The 18,697-nt window shown below is 67.0% G+C and carries 16 protein-coding genes and 1 riboswitch; of the genes, 6 read left to right on the top strand and 10 right to left on the bottom strand.

Features of this window, described 5'->3' with window-relative positions; genetic code table 11:
- Window positions 1-144: 144 nt before the first annotated feature.
- Complete coding sequence (ribB, locus tag ACZK45_RS02935; protein ID WP_125894905.1) at window positions 145-1,245, bottom strand: 3,4-dihydroxy-2-butanone-4-phosphate synthase; 1,101 nt, start codon at window positions 1,243-1,245, stop codon at window positions 145-147.
- Complete coding sequence (locus ACZK45_RS02930) at window positions 1,242-1,868, bottom strand: riboflavin synthase (RefSeq protein ID WP_478445434.1); 627 nt, start codon at window positions 1,866-1,868, stop codon at window positions 1,242-1,244. The genes ribB and ACZK45_RS02930 overlap by 4 nt, the downstream gene beginning before the upstream one ends.
- Window positions 1,869-1,942: 74 nt before the next feature.
- A riboswitch (FMN riboswitch) is annotated at window positions 1,943-2,088 on the bottom strand.
- Window positions 2,089-2,275: 187 nt separating this feature from the next.
- Between ACZK45_RS02930 and ACZK45_RS02925 the strand changes: the two genes are divergently transcribed.
- The 3 genes from ACZK45_RS02925 to ACZK45_RS02915 all read left to right on the top strand — a co-directional run bounded on the left by ACZK45_RS02925 (window position 2,276) and on the right by ACZK45_RS02915 (window position 4,463).
- Window positions 2,276-2,896, top strand: a complete 621-nt coding sequence (locus ACZK45_RS02925) for a hypothetical protein (protein ID WP_032128042.1) — start codon at window positions 2,276-2,278, stop codon at window positions 2,894-2,896.
- A gap of 152 nt (window positions 2,897-3,048) precedes the next feature.
- Entirely contained in the window at window positions 3,049-3,933 is an 885-nt protein-coding gene (locus ACZK45_RS02920; RefSeq protein WP_032128043.1) for a hypothetical protein, read from the top strand.
- A gap of 134 nt (window positions 3,934-4,067) precedes the next feature.
- On the top strand, window positions 4,068-4,463 hold the full coding sequence (locus ACZK45_RS02915; RefSeq protein ID WP_164079804.1) for a hypothetical protein: 396 nt from the start codon (window positions 4,068-4,070) through the stop codon (window positions 4,461-4,463).
- 35 nt (window positions 4,464-4,498) lie between these two features.
- Here the strand turns inward: ACZK45_RS02915 and ribD are convergent, their stop codons facing one another.
- The 6 genes from ribD to ACZK45_RS02885 form a co-directional block, all read right to left on the bottom strand.
- The gene (ribD, locus tag ACZK45_RS02910; RefSeq protein ID WP_478445433.1) at window positions 4,499-5,584 is read right to left on the bottom strand and encodes a bifunctional diaminohydroxyphosphoribosylaminopyrimidine deaminase/5-amino-6-(5-phosphoribosylamino)uracil reductase RibD; all 1,086 of its coding nucleotides are present in this window, start codon (window positions 5,582-5,584) and stop codon (window positions 4,499-4,501) included.
- A gap of 170 nt (window positions 5,585-5,754) precedes the next feature.
- Entirely contained in the window at window positions 5,755-6,276 is a 522-nt protein-coding gene (nrdR, locus tag ACZK45_RS02905) for a transcriptional regulator NrdR (RefSeq protein WP_004143350.1), read from the bottom strand.
- A 149-nt stretch (window positions 6,277-6,425) separates the two neighbouring features.
- A complete protein-coding gene (locus ACZK45_RS02900; protein WP_180838553.1) occupies window positions 6,426-6,875 on the bottom strand; it encodes a hypothetical protein in 450 nt (149 codons plus the stop codon).
- A gap of 27 nt (window positions 6,876-6,902) precedes the next feature.
- On the bottom strand, window positions 6,903-7,322 hold the full coding sequence (locus ACZK45_RS02895) for a hypothetical protein (RefSeq protein ID WP_346486306.1): 420 nt from the start codon (window positions 7,320-7,322) through the stop codon (window positions 6,903-6,905).
- 66 nt (window positions 7,323-7,388) lie between these two features.
- Window positions 7,389-8,642, bottom strand: a complete 1,254-nt coding sequence (glyA, locus tag ACZK45_RS02890; protein WP_010481990.1) for a serine hydroxymethyltransferase — start codon at window positions 8,640-8,642, stop codon at window positions 7,389-7,391.
- 184 nt (window positions 8,643-8,826) lie between these two features.
- Window positions 8,827-9,300, bottom strand: a complete 474-nt coding sequence (locus ACZK45_RS02885; protein WP_125894918.1) for an RcnB family protein — start codon at window positions 9,298-9,300, stop codon at window positions 8,827-8,829.
- Window positions 9,301-9,553: 253 nt separating this feature from the next.
- On the opposite strand from ACZK45_RS02885, the gene ettA reads away from it, so the two are divergent.
- From ettA to ACZK45_RS02870, 3 genes are all read left to right on the top strand, one after another.
- On the top strand, window positions 9,554-11,218 hold the full coding sequence (gene ettA, locus ACZK45_RS02880) for an energy-dependent translational throttle protein EttA (RefSeq protein ID WP_005412220.1): 1,665 nt from the start codon (window positions 9,554-9,556) through the stop codon (window positions 11,216-11,218).
- 100 nt (window positions 11,219-11,318) lie between these two features.
- Window positions 11,319-12,635 (top strand): NCS2 family permease, encoded by a 1,317-nt coding sequence (locus ACZK45_RS02875; protein ID WP_005408048.1) that lies wholly within the window; start codon window positions 11,319-11,321, stop codon window positions 12,633-12,635.
- Window positions 12,636-12,716: 81 nt separating this feature from the next.
- Window positions 12,717-13,721, top strand: a complete 1,005-nt coding sequence (locus tag ACZK45_RS02870) for a DUF4434 domain-containing protein (RefSeq protein WP_478445432.1) — start codon at window positions 12,717-12,719, stop codon at window positions 13,719-13,721.
- Here the strand turns inward: ACZK45_RS02870 and ACZK45_RS02865 are convergent.
- Together ACZK45_RS02865 and ACZK45_RS02860 are read right to left on the bottom strand one after the other, a co-directional pair.
- On the bottom strand, window positions 13,715-16,549 hold the full coding sequence (locus tag ACZK45_RS02865; protein WP_478445431.1) for an NfrA family protein: 2,835 nt from the start codon (window positions 16,547-16,549) through the stop codon (window positions 13,715-13,717). The genes ACZK45_RS02870 and ACZK45_RS02865 overlap by 7 nt on opposite strands.
- The gene (locus ACZK45_RS02860; RefSeq protein ID WP_478445430.1) at window positions 16,546-18,693 is read right to left on the bottom strand and encodes a glycosyl transferase family protein; all 2,148 of its coding nucleotides are present in this window, start codon (window positions 18,691-18,693) and stop codon (window positions 16,546-16,548) included. The genes ACZK45_RS02865 and ACZK45_RS02860 overlap by 4 nt, the downstream gene beginning before the upstream one ends.
- Window positions 18,694-18,697: the final 4 nt, after the last annotated feature.

The following is an 18,697-nucleotide window of genomic DNA, read 5'->3' as shown; positions in this document are numbered from 1 at the left end:
CCGGTCGTGGCCGATGGGGGCCCGGGGCGTGCCGACCAACGGTCGGCACCCACCGGTGGCACGGGGTCGGCACCTGCCGGTAGTGCCGGCCGCTGGCCGGCAATCCCGGGGATGCGGTTGCCGGCCAGCGGCCGGCACTACCCATTACAGGGTGACCGTCTCCACCACTTCCAGGCCGTAGCCTGCCAGGCCGATCTGGCGACGCGGGGTGCCCAGTACGCGCAGCTTGCCCAGGCCCAGGTCGGACAGGATCTGCGCGCCAGCACCATTGCGGCGCCACTGGCTCACGTCCTTGTCCTTGCCCGGCACCACCGGCGCCGGCTGCTGGCGCAGACGCGCCAGCAGGGCCTCACCGTCGCGCGGAGCCGACAGCACCACCATCACACCGGCGCCTTCGGCATCGATGGCACGCAGGGCATCGGTGGCGGCCACGCCGAAGTCGTCACGGCGCCAGTGCAGCAGGTCGGCCAGCGGGTTTTCCACCTGCACGCGCACCAGGGTCGGCGTTTCGGCATCCGGAGTGCCGCGCACCAGGGCGAAATGCACGTCGTGGGCGATGCGGTCGCGATAGGTGACCAGCTTGAACGGGCCGAATTCGGTATCGATGTCGCGTTCATCGACGCGCTCGACGGTCTTCTCGGTGGCCAGACGGTAGGCGATCAGGTCGGCGATGGAGCCCATCTTCAGGCCGTGCTCGCGGGCGAACACTTCCAGCTCCGGGCGGCGCGCCATGCTGCCATCCGGGTTCAGGATCTCCACCAGCACGCCGGCCGGTTCCAGCCCGGCCAGCATGGCCATGTCCACGGCGGCTTCGGTGTGGCCGGCGCGGGTCAGCACGCCGCCCGGCTGGGCGATCAGCGGGAAGATATGGCCCGGCTGGTGCAGGTCCGACGGCTTGGCGTTGGGCTTCACCGCGGTGCGGATGGTATGCGCGCGGTCATGCGCCGAGATGCCGGTGGTGACGCCCTCGGCGGCCTCGATGCTGACCGTGAAATTGGTCTGGAACTGCGCGGTATTGGCCTGCACCATCGGCGCCAGGCCGAGATCGGCGGCGCGGGTGCGGTTCAGCGGCAGGCACACCAGGCCACGGCCATGGGTGACCATGAAGTTGATGTCGCTGGCCTTGACCAGCTCGGCGGCCATGATCAGGTCGCCTTCGTTCTCGCGGTCTTCGTCATCGACGATGACGACCATGCGGCCCAGGCGGATGTCTTCCAGGATCTCCGGAATCGGGGCGAAATTCATGCTGCATCTCCATGCGGGTGCTGACCGTTGGCCGGCACACTGATCAGGCGCTCCACGTATCGGGCCACCAGGTCGATTTCAAGGTTGACCGCACTGCCCACGCCTGCGGCGGAGAAGGCGGTGTTGGCCACCGTGTGCGGGATCAGGGCGACTTCAAAACCTTCATCGTCCACTTCGTTGACGGTGAGGCTGACGCCGTCCACGCAGATCGAGCCCTTCTTGGCGATGTAGCGGCGCAGCGAGGCCGGCGCTGCGAAACGCCAACGCTGGGCACGCGCGTCTTCGTGGATGGACAGCACCTGGCCGAGGCCGTCGACGTGGCCGCTGACCAGATGGCCGCCGAGGCGGTCGGTCGGGCGCATGGCGCGCTCCAGGTTGATGACGGCCCCTTCGCCCAACTGGCCCAGCGTGGTCAGGCCCAGGGTCTCGGTGGACGCATCGGCCTGGAAGCTGGCCGCGTCGAATGCGATGACGGTGAGACAGACGCCGTTGATGGCGATGCTCTCGCCCATCTGCACGTTGTCGAACGGCAGATTCCCGACGTTGAAGGTAAAGCGGACATCGCCGCCGATGGATTCGCGTGCGGCCAGACGGCCGACGCCTTCGATGATTCCAGTAAACAAGAAACGTTCTCCGCGAAAAGTGAGCGAAAAACGCCGCAAGGCAAACAGGCGGGCGCAGGGCATGAGCCCTGTGGCACCGTCTTCTTTCATCCGGACTATGACCGTCGGCTCCGGCATTGGACCGGATCTGCTGACCCCCGGCCGTGGGCCGGGGCGCTCGCGGGCTCGTGCTTGCGCACCTACCGCCGGTGGGGAATTGCACCCCGCCCTGAAGACGTTTGTGTACCGGCGAACCGGCGTGGCTAGTGTACCAGCCCGTGCTGAACGGGGTCGGATGCCACAGCTGTGACGGCCGTCGCTCGCAATTTGTAAAACTTTCATTAAAATTCTGCCCCGGACGACATGAGGTCGCCACGGGCAGCCCGCTGGGCAGGCCCGCCAAAGGACTGAAATTCACAGGAATTCCCATGCGCAAGATGCTGATCGTGGCCGCCCTGCTGGCCGCCGCCCCGCTCTCGGCTTCGGCCGACGCCCTGAGCTACACCTACGTTGAAGGCGGTTGGACGCAGGTCAAGGTTGACGACAACGCACTGGACGACCCGAAGGTCGACGGCGGCTACCTGCGTGGCTCCGTGGCCATCGCCGAACAGGTCTACGTGTTTGGTGGCTGGTCGCGCACCAGCAAGACCTATCACTACAGCGACGGTTCGCTGAAGGTTGAACTGAATCAGCCGGAGCTGGGCATCGGCTACCACATGCCGTGGACCGACCGCGTCGACTTCACCGCCGACATCGCCTGGGTGCGCCAGAACGCTGAGCTGACCGATCGTTATGACGGCTACAGCGACCGCTACAAGGACCACACCAACCTGGCCCGCGCCACCATGGGCATCCGCGGCAAGCCGTCGCGCATGACCGAAGCCTGGGCCAAGGCCGGTTACATGGACGGCGGCAACAACTACAAGGGCACCTGGGTCGGCACCATCGGTGGCCAGATCAACTTCACCAGGACCTGGGGTCTGGTGGGCGAGATCTCCGGCTACCGCGACGTCACCCAGTACTCAGCCGGCGTCCGCGCCAGCTTCTGATCCAACGATCGCTCCTCGTCGTGCGATCGAACGGGCCCCGCAAGGGGCCCGTTTTTTTGGCCGGCATACACGACCTCGTGACCCCATCGCGCCATCGAAAGTCCACGCAGATGCGCTAGGCTTGCGCGCCTCTGGAACAGGAAAACACCGTCATGAAGACCCCAACCCGTACTCTGCTGGCCAGCATGCTGCTGTGCGCCCCGCTGATCGCCACGGCCGCCCCGGCCACGCTGTCGCCCGAACAGGCGTTCGACCTGTATGCACGCACCCTGCTGGAAGACGACGCGACCGCCACGCGCGCGCTCAACGACGCACTGAAACCGGCATTCGAAGGCCAGGACGCTGTGACCCCGAACCCGGGTGCGCTGGCCAAGGCATTGGCCGAACCCTGGCAGACCGTACTGGCCAGCACCGGCGCCAAGGTCGACGCTGCAGCCACCGAAGCGCTGTATGCCAAGGCGCTGCGTGATTCGAAGTGCCGCGCGACCAAGAGCGTGATCGAAGATAACGAATACGTTGAAGACCAGAAGCTGGCGCGGATCACCTACAGCTGCCAGCTGCCCGACCTGGGCAAGGTGCGCCCGCTGTTCGCCGCCAGCCTCGCATCCGATGCCAGCCCGGCCTCGCGCAAGCAGTTCACCGATGCCTACACCCAGGCGCTGCAGAGTGGCGCGCGCGTGCCGGTCAGCGGCACCTTCACCCTGTACCCGGCCAAGGACAACGGCTACTGGTACAGCGGCAACTTCGATGACCTGGTGGGCACCGTGGCCGGTGCGCTGGCACCGTTCGAGGACTGGATGCAGGACGCGCAGGCGGCCAACGCGCCGAAGGTGACCGGCGTACCGGGCTGCGACCTGTTGCTGCAGCAGCATCGTGCCTGCGTGGCGAAGATCGCACCGGACCAGATCAGCGGCGTGGACGCCATGGCCGAGGAGCTGAAGGCCAAGGCACAGGTGCAGTCGGCCGATGAGATGACGCAGGAGTGCAAGGCACTGCGCCCGATCGCCGAGATGATGTGGACCGACGAGTGCGCGTGAGCCGCGTGTAGAGCCGAGCCCACGCTCGGCTCATTGTCGCCGACGACGAGGGCGGCCGCACTTTCAGAACCGTTGCATGGCCCTGCGTGGCCTGCATGGTCAATGCTGTTGCCCTCTTCCATCGGGGCAACCGCATGAAACACCGCACGACGTCGACCATGGTCATGTTGCTGACGCTGCTGGCGCTTGTGGCGTGCGGGCAAGCCAAAGCTCCCAAGTCCAGGATTACGACCTTCTCGGTCATCCCAGCGGTTGCCTTCGAGTCAACCCTGCTGAGCGACCGGCAGCTGGATGCGTGGATGAGCGAAGACGACGACTGTCACGCGTTCCTGATGTACCACGATCAGTGTGCCGTGTTGGTATTGCCGCATGAGTACGACGACGGGTTTACCCGTCACCAGTTGCGATTGAAGGCGAAGAAACTGCCGGGCGAGGCACTGGGCGCGTACTGCCGCAACCTGCATGCGCTGTGGAAGCAGCAGTGGAAAGGCCAGTGCCCCGTCGGCGAAGAAGACGACGAAGATGCCTGACGACAAGGGCATCGCCCCTGTTCCGCGTCATTCCCTCACGGGCGCAGCAGCAGCCTGATGTCCCCGCCGACCTGACGCTGGTCAACCACACGCAGGCGACGCTGCTGGTCCATGGCATCGATGCCGAGACCGGCCAGCAGCGGGCGGCCGTTGTCGCCCAGCAGCGTAGGCGCCTGATACAGCAGCAGTTCGTCCACCCAGCCGCCGTGCAGCAAGGCACCGGCCAGCGTCGCGCCGGCTTCGGTATGCACCTCGTTGATGCCGCGCTCGGCCAGCAATGCCAGCACCGCGCCCAGATCGAGACGGCCGTCAACACTGGGCACGCTGGCAAATTCTGCGTCAGCCGCATCCGGTGCACTCACTGCAGCATCGTGCAGGTACAGCGTCGGTGCCCCGCCCTCGCGCACGCGGCTGCATTCGAGCGAACGCAGGCGCGAATCGAGCACCACGCGCAGTGGCGGCATCACTTCGGTGTCCGCCAGGCGCACGGTCAGCATCGGGTCGTCGGCCAGCACGGTATCGGCGCCGGTCAGGATCGCGCCGGCGCGTGCCCGCCAGTGCTGCACGTCTTCGCGCGCAGCCGGGCCGGTGATCCACTTGGAACTGCCATCGGCCATCGCGGTGCGACCGTCGAGGCTGGCGGCCAGCTTCACCCGCAGCCACGGCCGGTTGCGCTCCACACGCGACAGGAAGCCCTTGTTGAGCTCACGTGCCTGCGTCGCCATCAGCCCTTCAGCGACTTCGATGCCCGCATTGCGCAGCAGATCGAAGCCACCACCATCGACCTTCGGGAACGGATCGCGCATCGCGGCAACGACGCGCGACACACCCGCTTCGATCAAGGCCAGCGCACACGGCGGTGTGCGCCCGTAGTGCGCACAAGGCTCCAGGGTGACGTAGGCGGTGGCACCGCGCGCCTCGCTTCCTGCCTCGCGCAGCGCGAACACTTCGGCGTGCGGTCCACCGGCACGCTGGTGCCAGCCCTGCCCGACCACACGTTCGCCGTGGGCGATCACGCAGCCGACCATCGGGTTTGGGCGGGTGGTGTAGGCGGCACGCTCGGCCAGACGCAGTGCGTTGGCCATGTGCAGGTGGTCGAGAACGGAGAACGGGGTGGTCATGCGGCCATGGTAGCGCCGTTGGTGCCGGTGTAGATCCACGCCATGCGTGGATGGGCGCCACTGTGCCAACCAAGGTTGGCACCCACCGAAGCAGATATCTGTGCCAACCAAGGTTGGCACCCACCGAAGCAGATATCGGTGCCAACCAAGGTTGGCATCTACCGGGGCGGTCAGCCCTTCTTCTTCTTGGTCAGGGCGATCACGTCGCCCAGCAGCTGCAGCTGTTCGGTACTGGAGGGCAGGTCGCGTTCAAGCTTCTCGATCTCCTCGCGGAAATCGGCCACGTCCTCGAAGCTGCGGTAGACCGACGCGAAGCGCACATAGCCGACATGGTCGAGCTTGCGCAGTTCGTTCATGACGAACTCACCGACCTTGATCGAGGGCACTTCGCGCTCGCCGCTGATGCGCAGCTGGTGGACCACGGCGCGTACCGCCGCTTCGATCTTGTCTTCGGCCACCGCACGCTTCTGCAGCGCGCGGTCGAAGCCAGCGCGGACCTTGCGCTGGTCGAATGCTTCACGGGTGCCATCGCTCTTGACGATGGCGGGCAGTTTCAACTCCACCGTTTCCATGGTGCTGAAGCGCTCGCCACAGGCTTCGCATTCACGCCGACGACGGATCGTCGCGCCGTCTTCGGAGACGCGCGAGTCGATGACCCGGGTATCGGCATGTTGGCAGAAGGGGCAGTGCATGGAACGCCTGGCTCAGGAAAGTACCTATTGCCACGGTCATGGCAGCGTCGCAAAGGTACCTGAGAAAGGGCCCCGCAGCAAATGCTGTCTGCGCGGAAGTGCCTGCATTTCGGCCGAACAGAGCCGCCAGCGCGGTCACGGCTGCGCGTTCAACCGGGTGCCGGCGGCGCCGAGGCCGCGGGCGCCCAACGCAGCCACGCCAGATGCCCTGCCATCACCAGCAACGGCGGGCCGAACCCGAGGAAGGCCAGGGTCGAGATCTCCCCGTGCTTGAAGGTGAAGTACAGCGTGGCGCCAACCACGCCCAGCGCGGCCAGGGTCCCCAGCGCCAGGCCGACCCAGGCGACAACCGGCGATTGGCGCAGGCCGCTGACACCGCGCCACAGGAACAGGCCGCTCAGCCACAACCACGACAGCAGGCCGATGATCCCGGCCGACGACCACAGCAGCAGGATCCTGTACTCGTCACCGGTCAGGTACTTGCCATCCCATACGACCATCAGACCCAGCACGGCACCCGTGCCTCCGGCGGCCACCGTGGGCAGGCCCACCAACAGGCCGGCAATGGCCATCCAGCGTTTGTGCAGACGCTCATCCATGCGTTCGGTTTCCTTCCCTGGGCCGCATCATCCGCGGCGTTTGATCCACACCAGCATCGCAGCCGGCACCAGCATCGACGGGCCCAGCAGCAACAAGCCGAGGCCTTCGCCGTGCACGGCGATGCCCCACCACAGCGCCAGCCCCAGCGGGGGCAAGGCGGCGAGACCGCCCGCCAGCAGCATCAACCACCAGAGGCGGTGCACGTGCAGCCCGGCACGCCCCTGCATCAGAAAACCCGCGCTCAGCCACAACCAGGCCAGGCAGCCGGCAATGCCGGCCAGGCCCCACAGCGGCATCACCGTTACCGAGGCCAGCGTGCCATGACCAAACTGGCCCAGCCCCATCAGCAGCAGCATCGTCGCCGCCGCGCCGCCCATCGCCAGGCTGGGCAGGCCGAACAGCACCGCCAGGACGGTGTAGAGGTACTTGAGGTGGCGCTCATCCATGCGCGGTTACTCCCATACCGGGGTCGGAGCCCTTCCCGGCGGGAAGGGATCCGACCCCTGCTGCGATCAGCCGTAGACCGGGTACTTGCGGCACTGCGCGCTGACAGCGTCGCGCACGCGGGCGATGACGGCGTCATCGTTCGGTGCGTCGAGCACGTCGGCGATCCAGTTGGCCAGGTCCACGCAATCCTGTTCGACGTAACCACGGGTGGTCACCGCCGGGGTGCCCAGGCGCAGGCCCGAGGTCACGAACGGCGAACGCGGATCGTTCGGCACCGAGTTCTTGTTGACGGTGATGTGGGCCTTGCCCAGCGCGGCTTCCGCGTCCTTGCCGGACACGTCCTTGCCGATCATGTCGACCAGCATCAGGTGGTTCTGGGTGCCGCCGGAGACGATCTTGTAGCCGCGCGCGATCAGCGTGTTGGCCATCGCCTGGGCGTTCTTCACCACCTGCTGCTGGTAGGCCTTGAAGCCCGGTTCCAGCGCTTCCTTGAAGGCCACGGCCTTGCCGGCGATGACGTGCATCAGCGGACCGCCCTGGATGCCCGGGAACACGATCGACTGCAGCTTCTTGACCAGGTCTTCGTCGGCGCCCTTGGCGACGATGATGCCGCCACGCGGGCCGCGCAGGGTCTTGTGGGTGGTCGAGGTGACCACGTGCGCGTGCTCCAGCGGGCTCGGGTAGACGCCAGCGGCGACCAGGCCGGCGACGTGGGCCATGTCGACGAACAGGTAGGCGCCGACCTTGTCGGCGATGGCGCGGAAGCGCGCCCAGTCGATCACCTGCGAGTAGGCGGAGAAGCCGGCCACGACCATCTTCGGCTTGTGCTCCAGGGCCAGGCGCTCGACTTCGTCGTAATCGATCAGGCCCTGGTCGTTCACACCGTACTGCACGGCGTTGAACAGCTTGCCCGAGGCGTTCACCTTGGCACCGTGGGTGAGGTGGCCGCCGTGGGCCAGGCTCATGCCGAGGATGGTGTCACCCGGCTGCAGCAGGGCGAAGTACACGGCCTGGTTGGCCTGCGAGCCGCTGTGCGGCTGCACGTTGGCGTAGTCGGCGCCGAACAGCTGCTTCAGGCGATCGATCGCCAGCTGCTCGGCGATGTCCACGTATTCGCAACCACCGTAGTAGCGCTTGCCCGGGTAGCCTTCGGCGTACTTGTTGGTCAGCTGGCTGCCCTGCGCTTCCATCACCGCCGGGCTGGTGTAGTTCTCGCTGGCGATCAGCTCGACGTGGTCTTCCTGGCGCTGGGTCTCAGCGGCGATGGCCTTGGCCAGTTCGGGATCGTAGGATTCGATGCGGACGTCACGCGGGAACATCGGGTACTCCAGCAGGCAGGGAAAAGGGGTACGGCTCAGCCCCCGATTGTAGCCCCGCACCGGGCCTGCCGGGGCCGAAACGGACGGGGCCGGCATCCCCGAAGGAATCCGGCCCCGTATGGTTTCGAGTGCGCTGTACCGGCGTACCGGTAGATCCACGCCATGCGTGGAGGTGGCTGCGGACTCAGCGGCTGCTGAGCACGTACTGGGCGATCACACCGGTGGCGATGGCCACCAGCAGCATGTTGCCGCGGTCATCGCGGATCCAGTGGTGGCCATACGGCGGGCGACGCAGGTGATAGCGCGGATAGTCGTTCACCACATAGATCGGGCCACGGTAGTAGTCGCGGTAGCGATGGCCGACCTTCCAGCCGTAGCCCGGGCCATAGGCCGGGCGGTACACCACACGCGGCGGTGCCGGGCGGTAGTAGCGGTCATGGTCGCGGTGCCACTCGCGGTGATCCTGGCGGTAGTCGCGCCGGGCCTCGCGGCGGTCGCGTTCCCAGTCACGACGGTCCTGGCGCCATTCGCGGCGGTCCTCGCGCCACTCGCGGCGGTCGTGGTCGCGGCGGTGGTCGTTGTCGGCGAAGGCCGGGGCCACGGCGCCGAGCGCCAGCACAGAGGCCACGGCGCCGGCCATTACTCGATTGATGCGCATGTCAGACCTCTGCTCGGGTGGGTGGTAAGCCCATATTGCGCACCCGATCTGAACCGTTTCCGGCTGGAAACGCTTCCCGCTACAGGACTGTGACCGGGTATTCAGGCCGCGGCCAGCCCGGCGCCCCTGCCCGGGCGCGGCCCGGAACCGGTTCCGGCTATAATTGGCGGTATTCCATTTCAGTCTGTGCCCGCTGCCGCAACGGGATGTTCCCGTGACGGGTCGGGCGCAGGGCCGCGCCTACGGAGACCGCATGTCCTCGCAATACATCTACACCATGAACCGCGTGTCCAAGGTGGTCCCGCCCAAGCGGCAGATCATCAAGGACATCTCGCTGTCCTTCTTCCCGGGCGCGAAGATCGGCCTGCTGGGCCTGAACGGCGCCGGCAAGTCCACCGTGCTGAAGATCATGGCCGGCGTGGACACCGATTTCGAGGGCGAAGCCCGCCCGCAGCCGGGCATCAAGGTCGGCTACCTGGCGCAGGAACCGGAACTGGACCCGACCAAGACCGTGCGTGAAGCGGTCGAGGAAGGCGTGGGCGAAGTGCTGCAGGCCCAGGCCGCGCTGGACGCGGTGTACCTGGCCTACGCCGAGGAAGGCGCCGACTTCGACGCGCTGGCCAAGGAACAGGAGCGCCTGGAGGCGATCCTGGCCGCTGGCGACGCGCACACCCTGGAGAACCAGCTGGACGTGGCCGCCGATGCGCTGCGCCTGCCGCCGTGGGATGCCGTGGTCGGCAAGCTGTCCGGTGGTGAAAAGCGCCGCGTAGCGCTGTGCCGCCTGCTGCTGCAGAAGCCGGACATGCTGCTGCTCGACGAACCGACCAACCACCTCGACGCCGAGTCGGTGGAATGGCTGGAACAGTTCCTGGCGCGCTACACCGGCACCGTGGTGGCGGTCACCCACGATCGCTACTTCCTGGACAACGCCGCCGAGTGGATCCTGGAACTGGACCGCGGCCGCGGCATTCCGTGGAAGGGCAACTACACCGACTGGCTGACCCAGAAGGATGAACGCCTGAAGCAGGAAGACAACCAGGAAAAGGCTCGCCAGAAGGCGATCCAGAAGGAACTGGAGTGGTCGCGCCAGAACGCCAAGGGCGGCCGCACCAAGGGCAAGGCCCGTCTGGCCCGCCTGGAAGAGCTGCAGTCGGTCGATTACCAGAAGCGCAACGAGACCAATGAAATCTTCATCCCGCCGGGCGAGCGCCTGGGCAATGCGGTGATGGAGTTCAAGAACGTCTCCAAGAAGTTCGGCGACCGCCTGCTGTTCGACAACCTGAGCTTCCTGGTGCCGGCCGGCGCCATCGTCGGCATCATCGGCCCGAACGGTGCCGGTAAGTCGACCCTGTTCAAGATGATCACCGGCCAGGAAAAGCCGGATACCGGCGAGATCGTGGTCGGCCCGACCGTGAAGCTGTCCTACGTGGACCAGAGCCGCGACGCGCTGGAAGGCAACCACAACGTCTTCCAGGAAATCGCTGGCGGCCTGGACATCCTCAACATCAACGGCATCGAGATCCAGTCGCGCGCCTACATCGGCCGCTTCAACTTCAAGGGCCAGGACCAGCAGAAGATGGTCGGTTCGCTGTCCGGTGGTGAGCGTGGCCGCCTGCACATGGCCAAGACCCTGCTGCAGGGTGGCAACGTGCTGCTGCTCGACGAACCGTCCAACGACCTGGACATCGAAACCCTGCGTGCGCTGGAAGATGCGCTGCTGGAGTTCCCGGGCAACACCTTCGTCATTTCGCATGACCGCTGGTTCCTGGATCGCATCGCGACCCACATCCTGGCGTTCGAAGGCGACTCGCACGTGGAGTTCTTCCAGGGCAACTACCGCGAGTACGAAGAAGACAAGCGCCGCCGCATGGGCGACGACGCCGCGCCGAAGCGCCTGCGCTTCAAGGCGCTGAAGTAAGGCAACAGGAAAGGCCGCGCTCGCGCGGCCTTTCTCCTTTTGCAATGTGTACCGACCATGCATGCCGGCCAGCGGCCGGCATCTACCCATGAGCGACCCCATGTCCCTGTTCGAGCGCCTGTTCCAGCTGCAGCAGCACGGCACCACCGTGCGCACCGAGCTGCTGGCCGGTGTCACCACCTTCCTGACGATGTCCTACATCGTCTTCGTCAATCCCGAGATCCTTGGCACCACCGGCATGGATGCGGGCGCGGTGTTCGTGGCCACCTGCCTGGCGGCTGCACTGGGTTCGGCGGTGATGGCGCTGGCCGCCAACTTCCCGGTCGGCATGGCGCCCGGCATGGGCCTGAACGCGTTCTTCGCTTTCACTGTGGTCGGCGCTGCCGGCCTGCCGTGGCAGCAGGCACTTGGCGCGGTGTTCATCTCCGGCCTGGTGTTCCTGGTGCTGTCGCTGACTGGTGTGCGTGCATGGCTGGTGTCGGGTATTCCTTCGTCGCTGCGCTCGGCCATCGTGGCCGGCATCGGCCTGTTCCTGGCGATCATCGCGCTGCAGAAGTCCGGCGTGATCGTCGGCAATGAAGACACGCTGGTGGCGCTGGGCCCGTTGAACACCGCGCCGCCGCTGCTGGCACTGGCCGGCTTCCTGCTGATCGCGGTACTGGAAGCGCGCCGCATCCGTGGTGCGATCCTGATCGGCATCCTGGCGGTGACCGGCGCCGGCTGGGCGCTGGGCGACGTGCAGTACCAGGGCCTGGTCTCGCTGCCGCCGAGCCTGGCGCCGACCTTCCTGCAGCTGGACCTGCCGGGCCTGCTGCACCATGACGGCGGCGCGCCGATCGCGGTGCTGCTGCAGGTGGTGCTGGTATTCGTGCTGGTGGAAGTGTTCGATGCCACCGGCACGCTGTATGGCGTGGTCGGCCGCGCCGGCCTGCTGAAGCTGCCGGGCGCGCAGAAGCGCTTCGGCCGCGCGTTGCTGGCCGACAGCACGGCGATCGTGGCCGGTTCGATGCTCGGCACCAGCAGCACCACCGCCTTCGCTGAAAGCGCCTCGGGCGTGCAGGTGGGCGGCCGTACCGGCCTGACCGCACTGGTGGTATCGGCACTGTTCCTGGCCGCGCTGCTGTTCTCGCCGCTGGCGGCGATGGTGCCCAGCTATGCCACCGCACCGGCGTTGCTGTTCGTGGCTGGCCTGATGCTGCGCGAACTGGTGGAAGTGGACTGGAGCGACCTGACCGAATCGGTGCCGGCGGCACTGTGTGCGCTGGCGATGCCGTTCACCTACTCCATCGCCAATGGCCTGGCGTTCGGCTTCATCGCCTATGCCGCGCTGAAGGCCGGTACCGGCCGTTGGCGCGAAGTGCATCCGGCGGTGTGGCTGGTGGCGGTGCTGTTTACCCTGCGCTACGCATTGGAGTAAGCGTTGGGCGGTGCCGGCCAGCGGCCGGCACTACCGGCGGTGGTTCACCTGCCGCGCACGGTGCTTTGGGATGATGCGGGCATGCCACCGCCAGTCCTTCCTGCTGATCCGTCCTCGCCGTTGCGCCGCCGGCTGCTGCGTGCGGCAGTACTGGCGCCGTTGGCCGGTACGCTCGCCACCCTGCCCGGCTGCTCGCTGCCGGTGCAGGTGGATGGCACCTTCCTGCAGCCCTGGCGCAGCCACCTGCAGTGGGGCCAGGCCGACTGGCAGCGATCCTTGAAGCTTGCACGTACGCTGGGCTGCCGGCAGCTGGTGCTGCAGTGGACCGGCATCATCGGTGGCAGCGACGGCGACTGGTCACTGCCCGACAGCAGCCTGCAGCAGCTGTTCACCGCCGCCAGCGGGAACGACATCCGCATCCGCGTCGGCCTGCCCTTCCAGCAACGCTGGTGGCAGGCCATCGGCGCCGACGATGCCACGCTGCAGGCCTTCCTGGCCGACAGCCTGGCGCATGCACGCCGCTGGTTGGCACAGGCGCCCTGGGCGCAGCAGCCGGCCTTCGGGGGCTGGTACCTGCCCTACGAGCTGGAGCAGTACCACTGGGCCGATCCGGCCCGCCATCACTGGCTGGCGCAGTGGTTGCACGGCCTGGTGCAGGCCGCTGGCGCACGCGGCGGTGACTGTGCGATCTCCTGTTACTTCAGCCGCCTGCAGACCAATGGCAACCTGGTCACGCTGTGGCAGGCGGTACTCGCGCACGCGGCCGTGCGGCCCATGGTGCAGGACGGCGTGGGGGTGGCCGGCGCCGGCAACGTGCAGCAGCTGCAACCGCTGCTCGATCATCTCCATGCCAACGGCATCGGTTTCGATGCGATCGTTGAACTGTTCCGCGAACTGCCCGGCGGCCCCGCCGACGGCAGCGGATTCAAGGGCGAAACGGCCGATGCCGCACGCATCCAGCGGCAGTTGGCATGGGCACGCGACAGCGGCGCACAGCACGTGCTGGTCTATGCATTGGAGCCATGGCTGACCCAGGACACACCGCAGGCCGCAGCGCTGCGGCGACGCTGGGGCCTGCCTCAGTAGTAGAGGATGGCGGTGGCGAACAGGCCCTTGGCACGCTGCGTATCACCACCGCCGATGGCGATGCGGTACTGCACGGTCAGGTCCAGGTAGGAACGCGGCGTGTTGTAGTGGTCCTCGCGGAACCAGTAACGCACGCCCACGCCTGGCCCTGCGCCAAGTGACCAGCTGCGCTGCGTATCGTTGAGCGCGAACGACTGCGCCGGGAACGGCGGATAACGGATGTCGCGCACGCGCGAGCGCTGGTCCAGCCAATCGGCGCCAACCACGACATAGGGTGTGACCACCCAGTGCGTCTGCCCGGCACCGAAACGGAAGCTGCGCCCGGCGCGCAGTTCACCGGCAGCGAACCACTGTTCGCGATGCAGGCGCCCGTTGGCCTCGCCAAGGCGCCGCACCGGCGTGCCGTTGGCATCGAGCGCGTCGAGGGTGAAGGTGGCACCGTTGTCGTCCCAGGTATATCCCCCCTGCGCATAGCCACTGACCATCCACCACTGGTTCACATCGGTGCGCAGATCGGTGCCGTGGTAATAACCGTAGGTCAGGTAGGACATCCATCCAGCGGAACCGCTGGCCAAGCGGTAGCGCGCCAGCGTGCTGGCTTCCAGTGGCCGGTTCAGGGCCAGCTGCAGGCGGCACTGCACCGCTGCCGATGCGGGGTAGACCTCGCCCTGGCGGGTGGCGCTGCCGAGGAACTGGCGGCGCTCGATGCCGGCGCTCAGACCGGTCTGGCCAAACGCGTAGCGCAACCCGAACGAGGCGATGGTGGACGGCCAGCCGGTGGTCGAGCGCGAATGACTGAGGCGCTCGGCGCGTGCACGCGCATCCGGCGTTGATTCGCCGGTGCACGGATCCACCGCACGGATCGACTCGTAGGTGCCGCCCTCGTCGTACAGCGTGTTGAGCAGGCGTGCGTAGAGCTCCAGCGTGCCATGCTGGTCGTTGAAGGCCGGGGGCCGCCAGAACGCCTCCAGCGTACTGAACACCGAATCGCCGGGCGTACTGATCGCCGCACCGCCGACATTGGTTGCGGCCTGGCGCGCCCCCCGGAAACCGGCCGAGGCGATCACGCCCCACTCGCGTGAATAGTTGGCGATGGCATTGCGCACGTTGTAGCGCTGATGCTCATCCAGCGGCAGCTCACCGACGTCGGCGCGGTCGATGGCGCTACGCAGCAGGGTCACCGCCTGTGGATGATCGCCGTTGGCTGCGCTGGCGTAGGCCTGGTCGAGCACCACGCTTTTCGGTGCCTTGCCGGTGGCCTCGGCGGCACGGAAGTCGGCCAGTGCCTGCGCCGGTTCGTGCGCCTTCTGGTTGAGGTAGCCGCGCTGCATCAGCGCCTCCGCATCGTCAGGACGCTGTGCCAGTGCCGCATCCAGGCGCTGCCGTGCTTCGTCCTGCTGTGCGCGGTTGCCCGCTGCCAGCGTGGTGGTCAGCAGGGCTTGCAGGTTCGCGTCGTCCGGTGCGAGTTGCACGGCCTGCCGCGCCTCACCGATGGCATCGGCGTAGTCCTCGCGCGCGTAGGCAGCGTAGGCGCGCTGTGCGGCACCGCCATCGCCCTGCAGGTCGGCCGGCGTCAGCTCGCAGACGTTACCGGTATCACCGGACTGGCAATGCTGGACGGGTGCCGGGTAGGTCTGGGCGCTGATGCGGGGAAGCGCGCGACTGGAACGGATCGCCCGGGCGCGTTGCTCGATGCCCTGCTGCAGCAACTGCTGCGCGCGTGCATCGCCCGCATCCGTCGGCAATGCCGACTGCAAGGGTGCCAGCAGCGCCGCGGCGCGCGTGCGGTCGGCACTGGCCAGCGCCGCATCCACCGCCAGCAGACGCACGTTGTGTTGCTGCGTTGTCGACCCCGGCGCAGCGAGTGCGGCGTCGAAATCTTCATTGGCCCGCAACGTGCTGCCCTGGCGCTGGCGCAGGTAACCGCGCATGACCCGTGCATTGAGGTCGTTGGCATCTACCTGCAATGCCTGATCAGCACTGTGCTCAGCGTCGGCCAGCTGATCGCCCTGCAGCTGCGCGGTGATCAATAGCAGCCGGTATGAAGCCACGTCGGGGGCCAGTTCCACGGCAGCGTGTGCCTGCTCAATGGCGGCGGCATCCTCGCCTCCGGACAGCGATTGATAGGCCTGCTGGGCCTGCAGCAGGGCGCGTTGGCGACCCAGTGCCACGCGCCGCGTGCGCAGCGCCTCGGCATTCGGTGCACCCAGCTGCAGCGCGGTGCCGATGGCGGCGTCGGCCTGTTCGGGCTGTTGCTGTGCCTCCAGTGCTGCCACCCATAGCAGGGCCCATGCGCCCTGTTTCGGCTGCTTCCGGAACGCCTGCTCGGCCTTGCTGGCCGCCTCTCCCATCCGCCCGGCGTCATAGGCCGCGTACGCCTCGGTGGCCAGCGCGTAGGCCTGCTGCCTGCTGCGGTGTGCGGCGCTGCCGACCGGACGAGATGGGGATGTCGTGCGCGCACCTTCGCCTCCGGTTGCCGCGCTACGTGCAGCGGTGGCAGCCGCCAGCGCCGGCAAGGCCGGATCCTTCATCCCCGCGTCCAGCGCACGCCGCGCCTGCTGCTGCGCTTCTGCACCACGCCCGAGTTTCTGCAGCGCATAGATCTGCAGCAGGCGCAGCCGCACCACGTCCGGGCGCAGCCGGATCGCTTCAGTGGACTGCTGGTACGCCGCTCGGTAGTCACCACGCTCATAGGCGGCAAACGCCTGTTCGGCGATGCGGTAGGCCGCACCGGACAATGGCAGCGGCGCATCGGCCTGTGCCAGTACCGGTGCGGTGGCTGTAGCCAGCGCGACAGCAATGACGGTGGACAGCAGCGTGGTCTTCATGCCGGCAAGGCTCCTGGAGGCCGCGACTGCAGCGTGGCCGCACGCCGGCGCTGTTCCTGCATGGCCTGGGCCACGGCCTCCTCGGTGGTGATGCCCTGCTTGACCAGGTAATCGCCGATGCGGCCGTCGCGCTGCGGCATGTAGTCATCCAGTGCGATCTCGAAGCGCGCGTGGTCGATCAGGCGCATTTCTACCAGCAGGTCGCCCAGCAGCGGCACGTTGTCCAGGTGCCACTGCCGGTCGCCGCCGATCAGGCGCAGGCCCGCGTTGATTTCGCTTTCGCGGGCGATGCTCTGTTCGACGTGCTCACTGCGGGTTTCCTGCTTCAGCAGCGCCAACGCCTCTTCGGGCAATGGGCTGGCGACGGCCAGCCGCAGGGTGCCTTGCTCACGCGGTGGCAGCGGCAGCATGCGCCATTGCACGCAGGCATCGGCACTGACCGGGAACTGGCAGGCGCGCAGGTAGTCCACGTCGATGACCGCGCGTGGCAGGTCGCCCTGGAAGGCGATCGCCTCGGCCAGCGTTTCATCATCCAGCCAGCCCTGGGTGAGCAGGATGCGGCCCAACGGCTGCTGGCGGCCTGCCTGCTGCTGATCCAGCGCCTGCTGCAGGCGTTCGGGTTCCACCGCCTGCCAGGTGGTCAACAGCTCACCGAGCTGCTTGCGGGTCTGCACCAGCTGTGCCGCATCCGGGAAGTCGTGCATGGTCTTGTCCCAGACCATGCGCTTGCCGAACAGCAGGTAGGCCAGGAACACCTTCCACGCGCGCGCGGTGGCCATGAAATTGATCATGTTGCCGACCACCATGCGAGGGATCGACATCAGCGCATGCTCCCAGCCATACAGCCGGTTGACGAAGTAGAAGCGCTGCACGACGCGGGTGGCCAGCGCCGCCGTGGTCAGCAGCGCCACGTTCATCTGCCAGGTACCGGCCTGGAACACGCTGGGAAACTGCATCGTCCACAGCCCGGTCATCTTCAACAGCCAGAACAGCAGCAGCTGCAGGAAGATGACGTAGGCGATGATGCTGACGAACGAGGTGATGATGCCCTTGCGGTCGCGCGCCAGCAGGTACTTGGTGGCCAGCGAGCCGCGCCAGCCCAGCGACTCCCAGCTCTGCAGGCCGATGCCCAGCACCCACCGCGCCTTCTGCCGGTACGATGCGCGGAAGTTGTCGGGGAAGTACTCGCGCACGCACAGCGCCATTTGCTGGGTGCGCTCGCGTACCGGGCCCCAGCCGAACCAGGACGGGCGACGCACGCGGAACTGCACCGGGAAGCGCGCGAAGATCGACTGCATCCCCATCGCCGCCAGCCGCGCACCGACGTCGTAGTCCTCGGTGAGGCTGTCGGTGTTGAAGGGCTGGTTGTCGGTCTGCGCGCTCAGTGCCAGCAGCGCGCGCCGCGAGAAGCAGGTGCCGACGCCCGCCGACGGCACCATGCCGGAAACACTTTCACGCACCACCAGATCCTTGGCATGCCATTCGGCGAACTCGTCCATGTAGACGCCGGCCACCAGTTCGTACCACTCGCGGTCCAGCGAGGTGACCGGCAACTGGATCATGTCCTTGCGCGGCAGCAGGTAGTTGTAGAAGCGCAGTTCCATCGGGTGCAGCACGTCCTCGCTGTCGTGCAGGATCACCCCGGCGAACTCGATGTCGTGGCGTTTCTCGTAATCGAAGATGGCCAGGATCAGCCAGTTCAGGCAGTCGGCCTTGCTGGTCGGCCCGTCATGCGGCACTTCCACGCGGCGCAGGCGCTTGTAGCGGCGGCGCATGCGCTCCACTTCGTCGATGGTCTGCTGGTCGTTGGGATAGGTGCCGACGAACACGACGTACTCGCGGTAGTCGAGTACGTTGATCATGTTCTCCACCATCTGCGCGATGACGTCGTACTCCATCCACGCCGGCACCATGATCGCCAGCGGCTGTTGCGGCCGCTGCAGCAGGTCTTCCTGGGTCAGTGGCCGGTACGCCTCGCGACGCTTGATGGTGAGCGCCCGCCAGCTCTCGCGCACCCAGTACCAGACATCGATGAACAGGTCATCGAGGCTGGAGATCAGGATCAGCACGGCCACCGCAGCCGCCGTGGTTTCCAAGGCAGCGTAGTAGTTGGCCAGCTGGATGTTCCAGAACAGACCGTCCACGGTG

It is taken from the genome of Stenotrophomonas sp. 63632_Sma (assembly GCF_056482875.1).
This window is presented reverse-complemented; position numbering and strand designations above follow the sequence as displayed.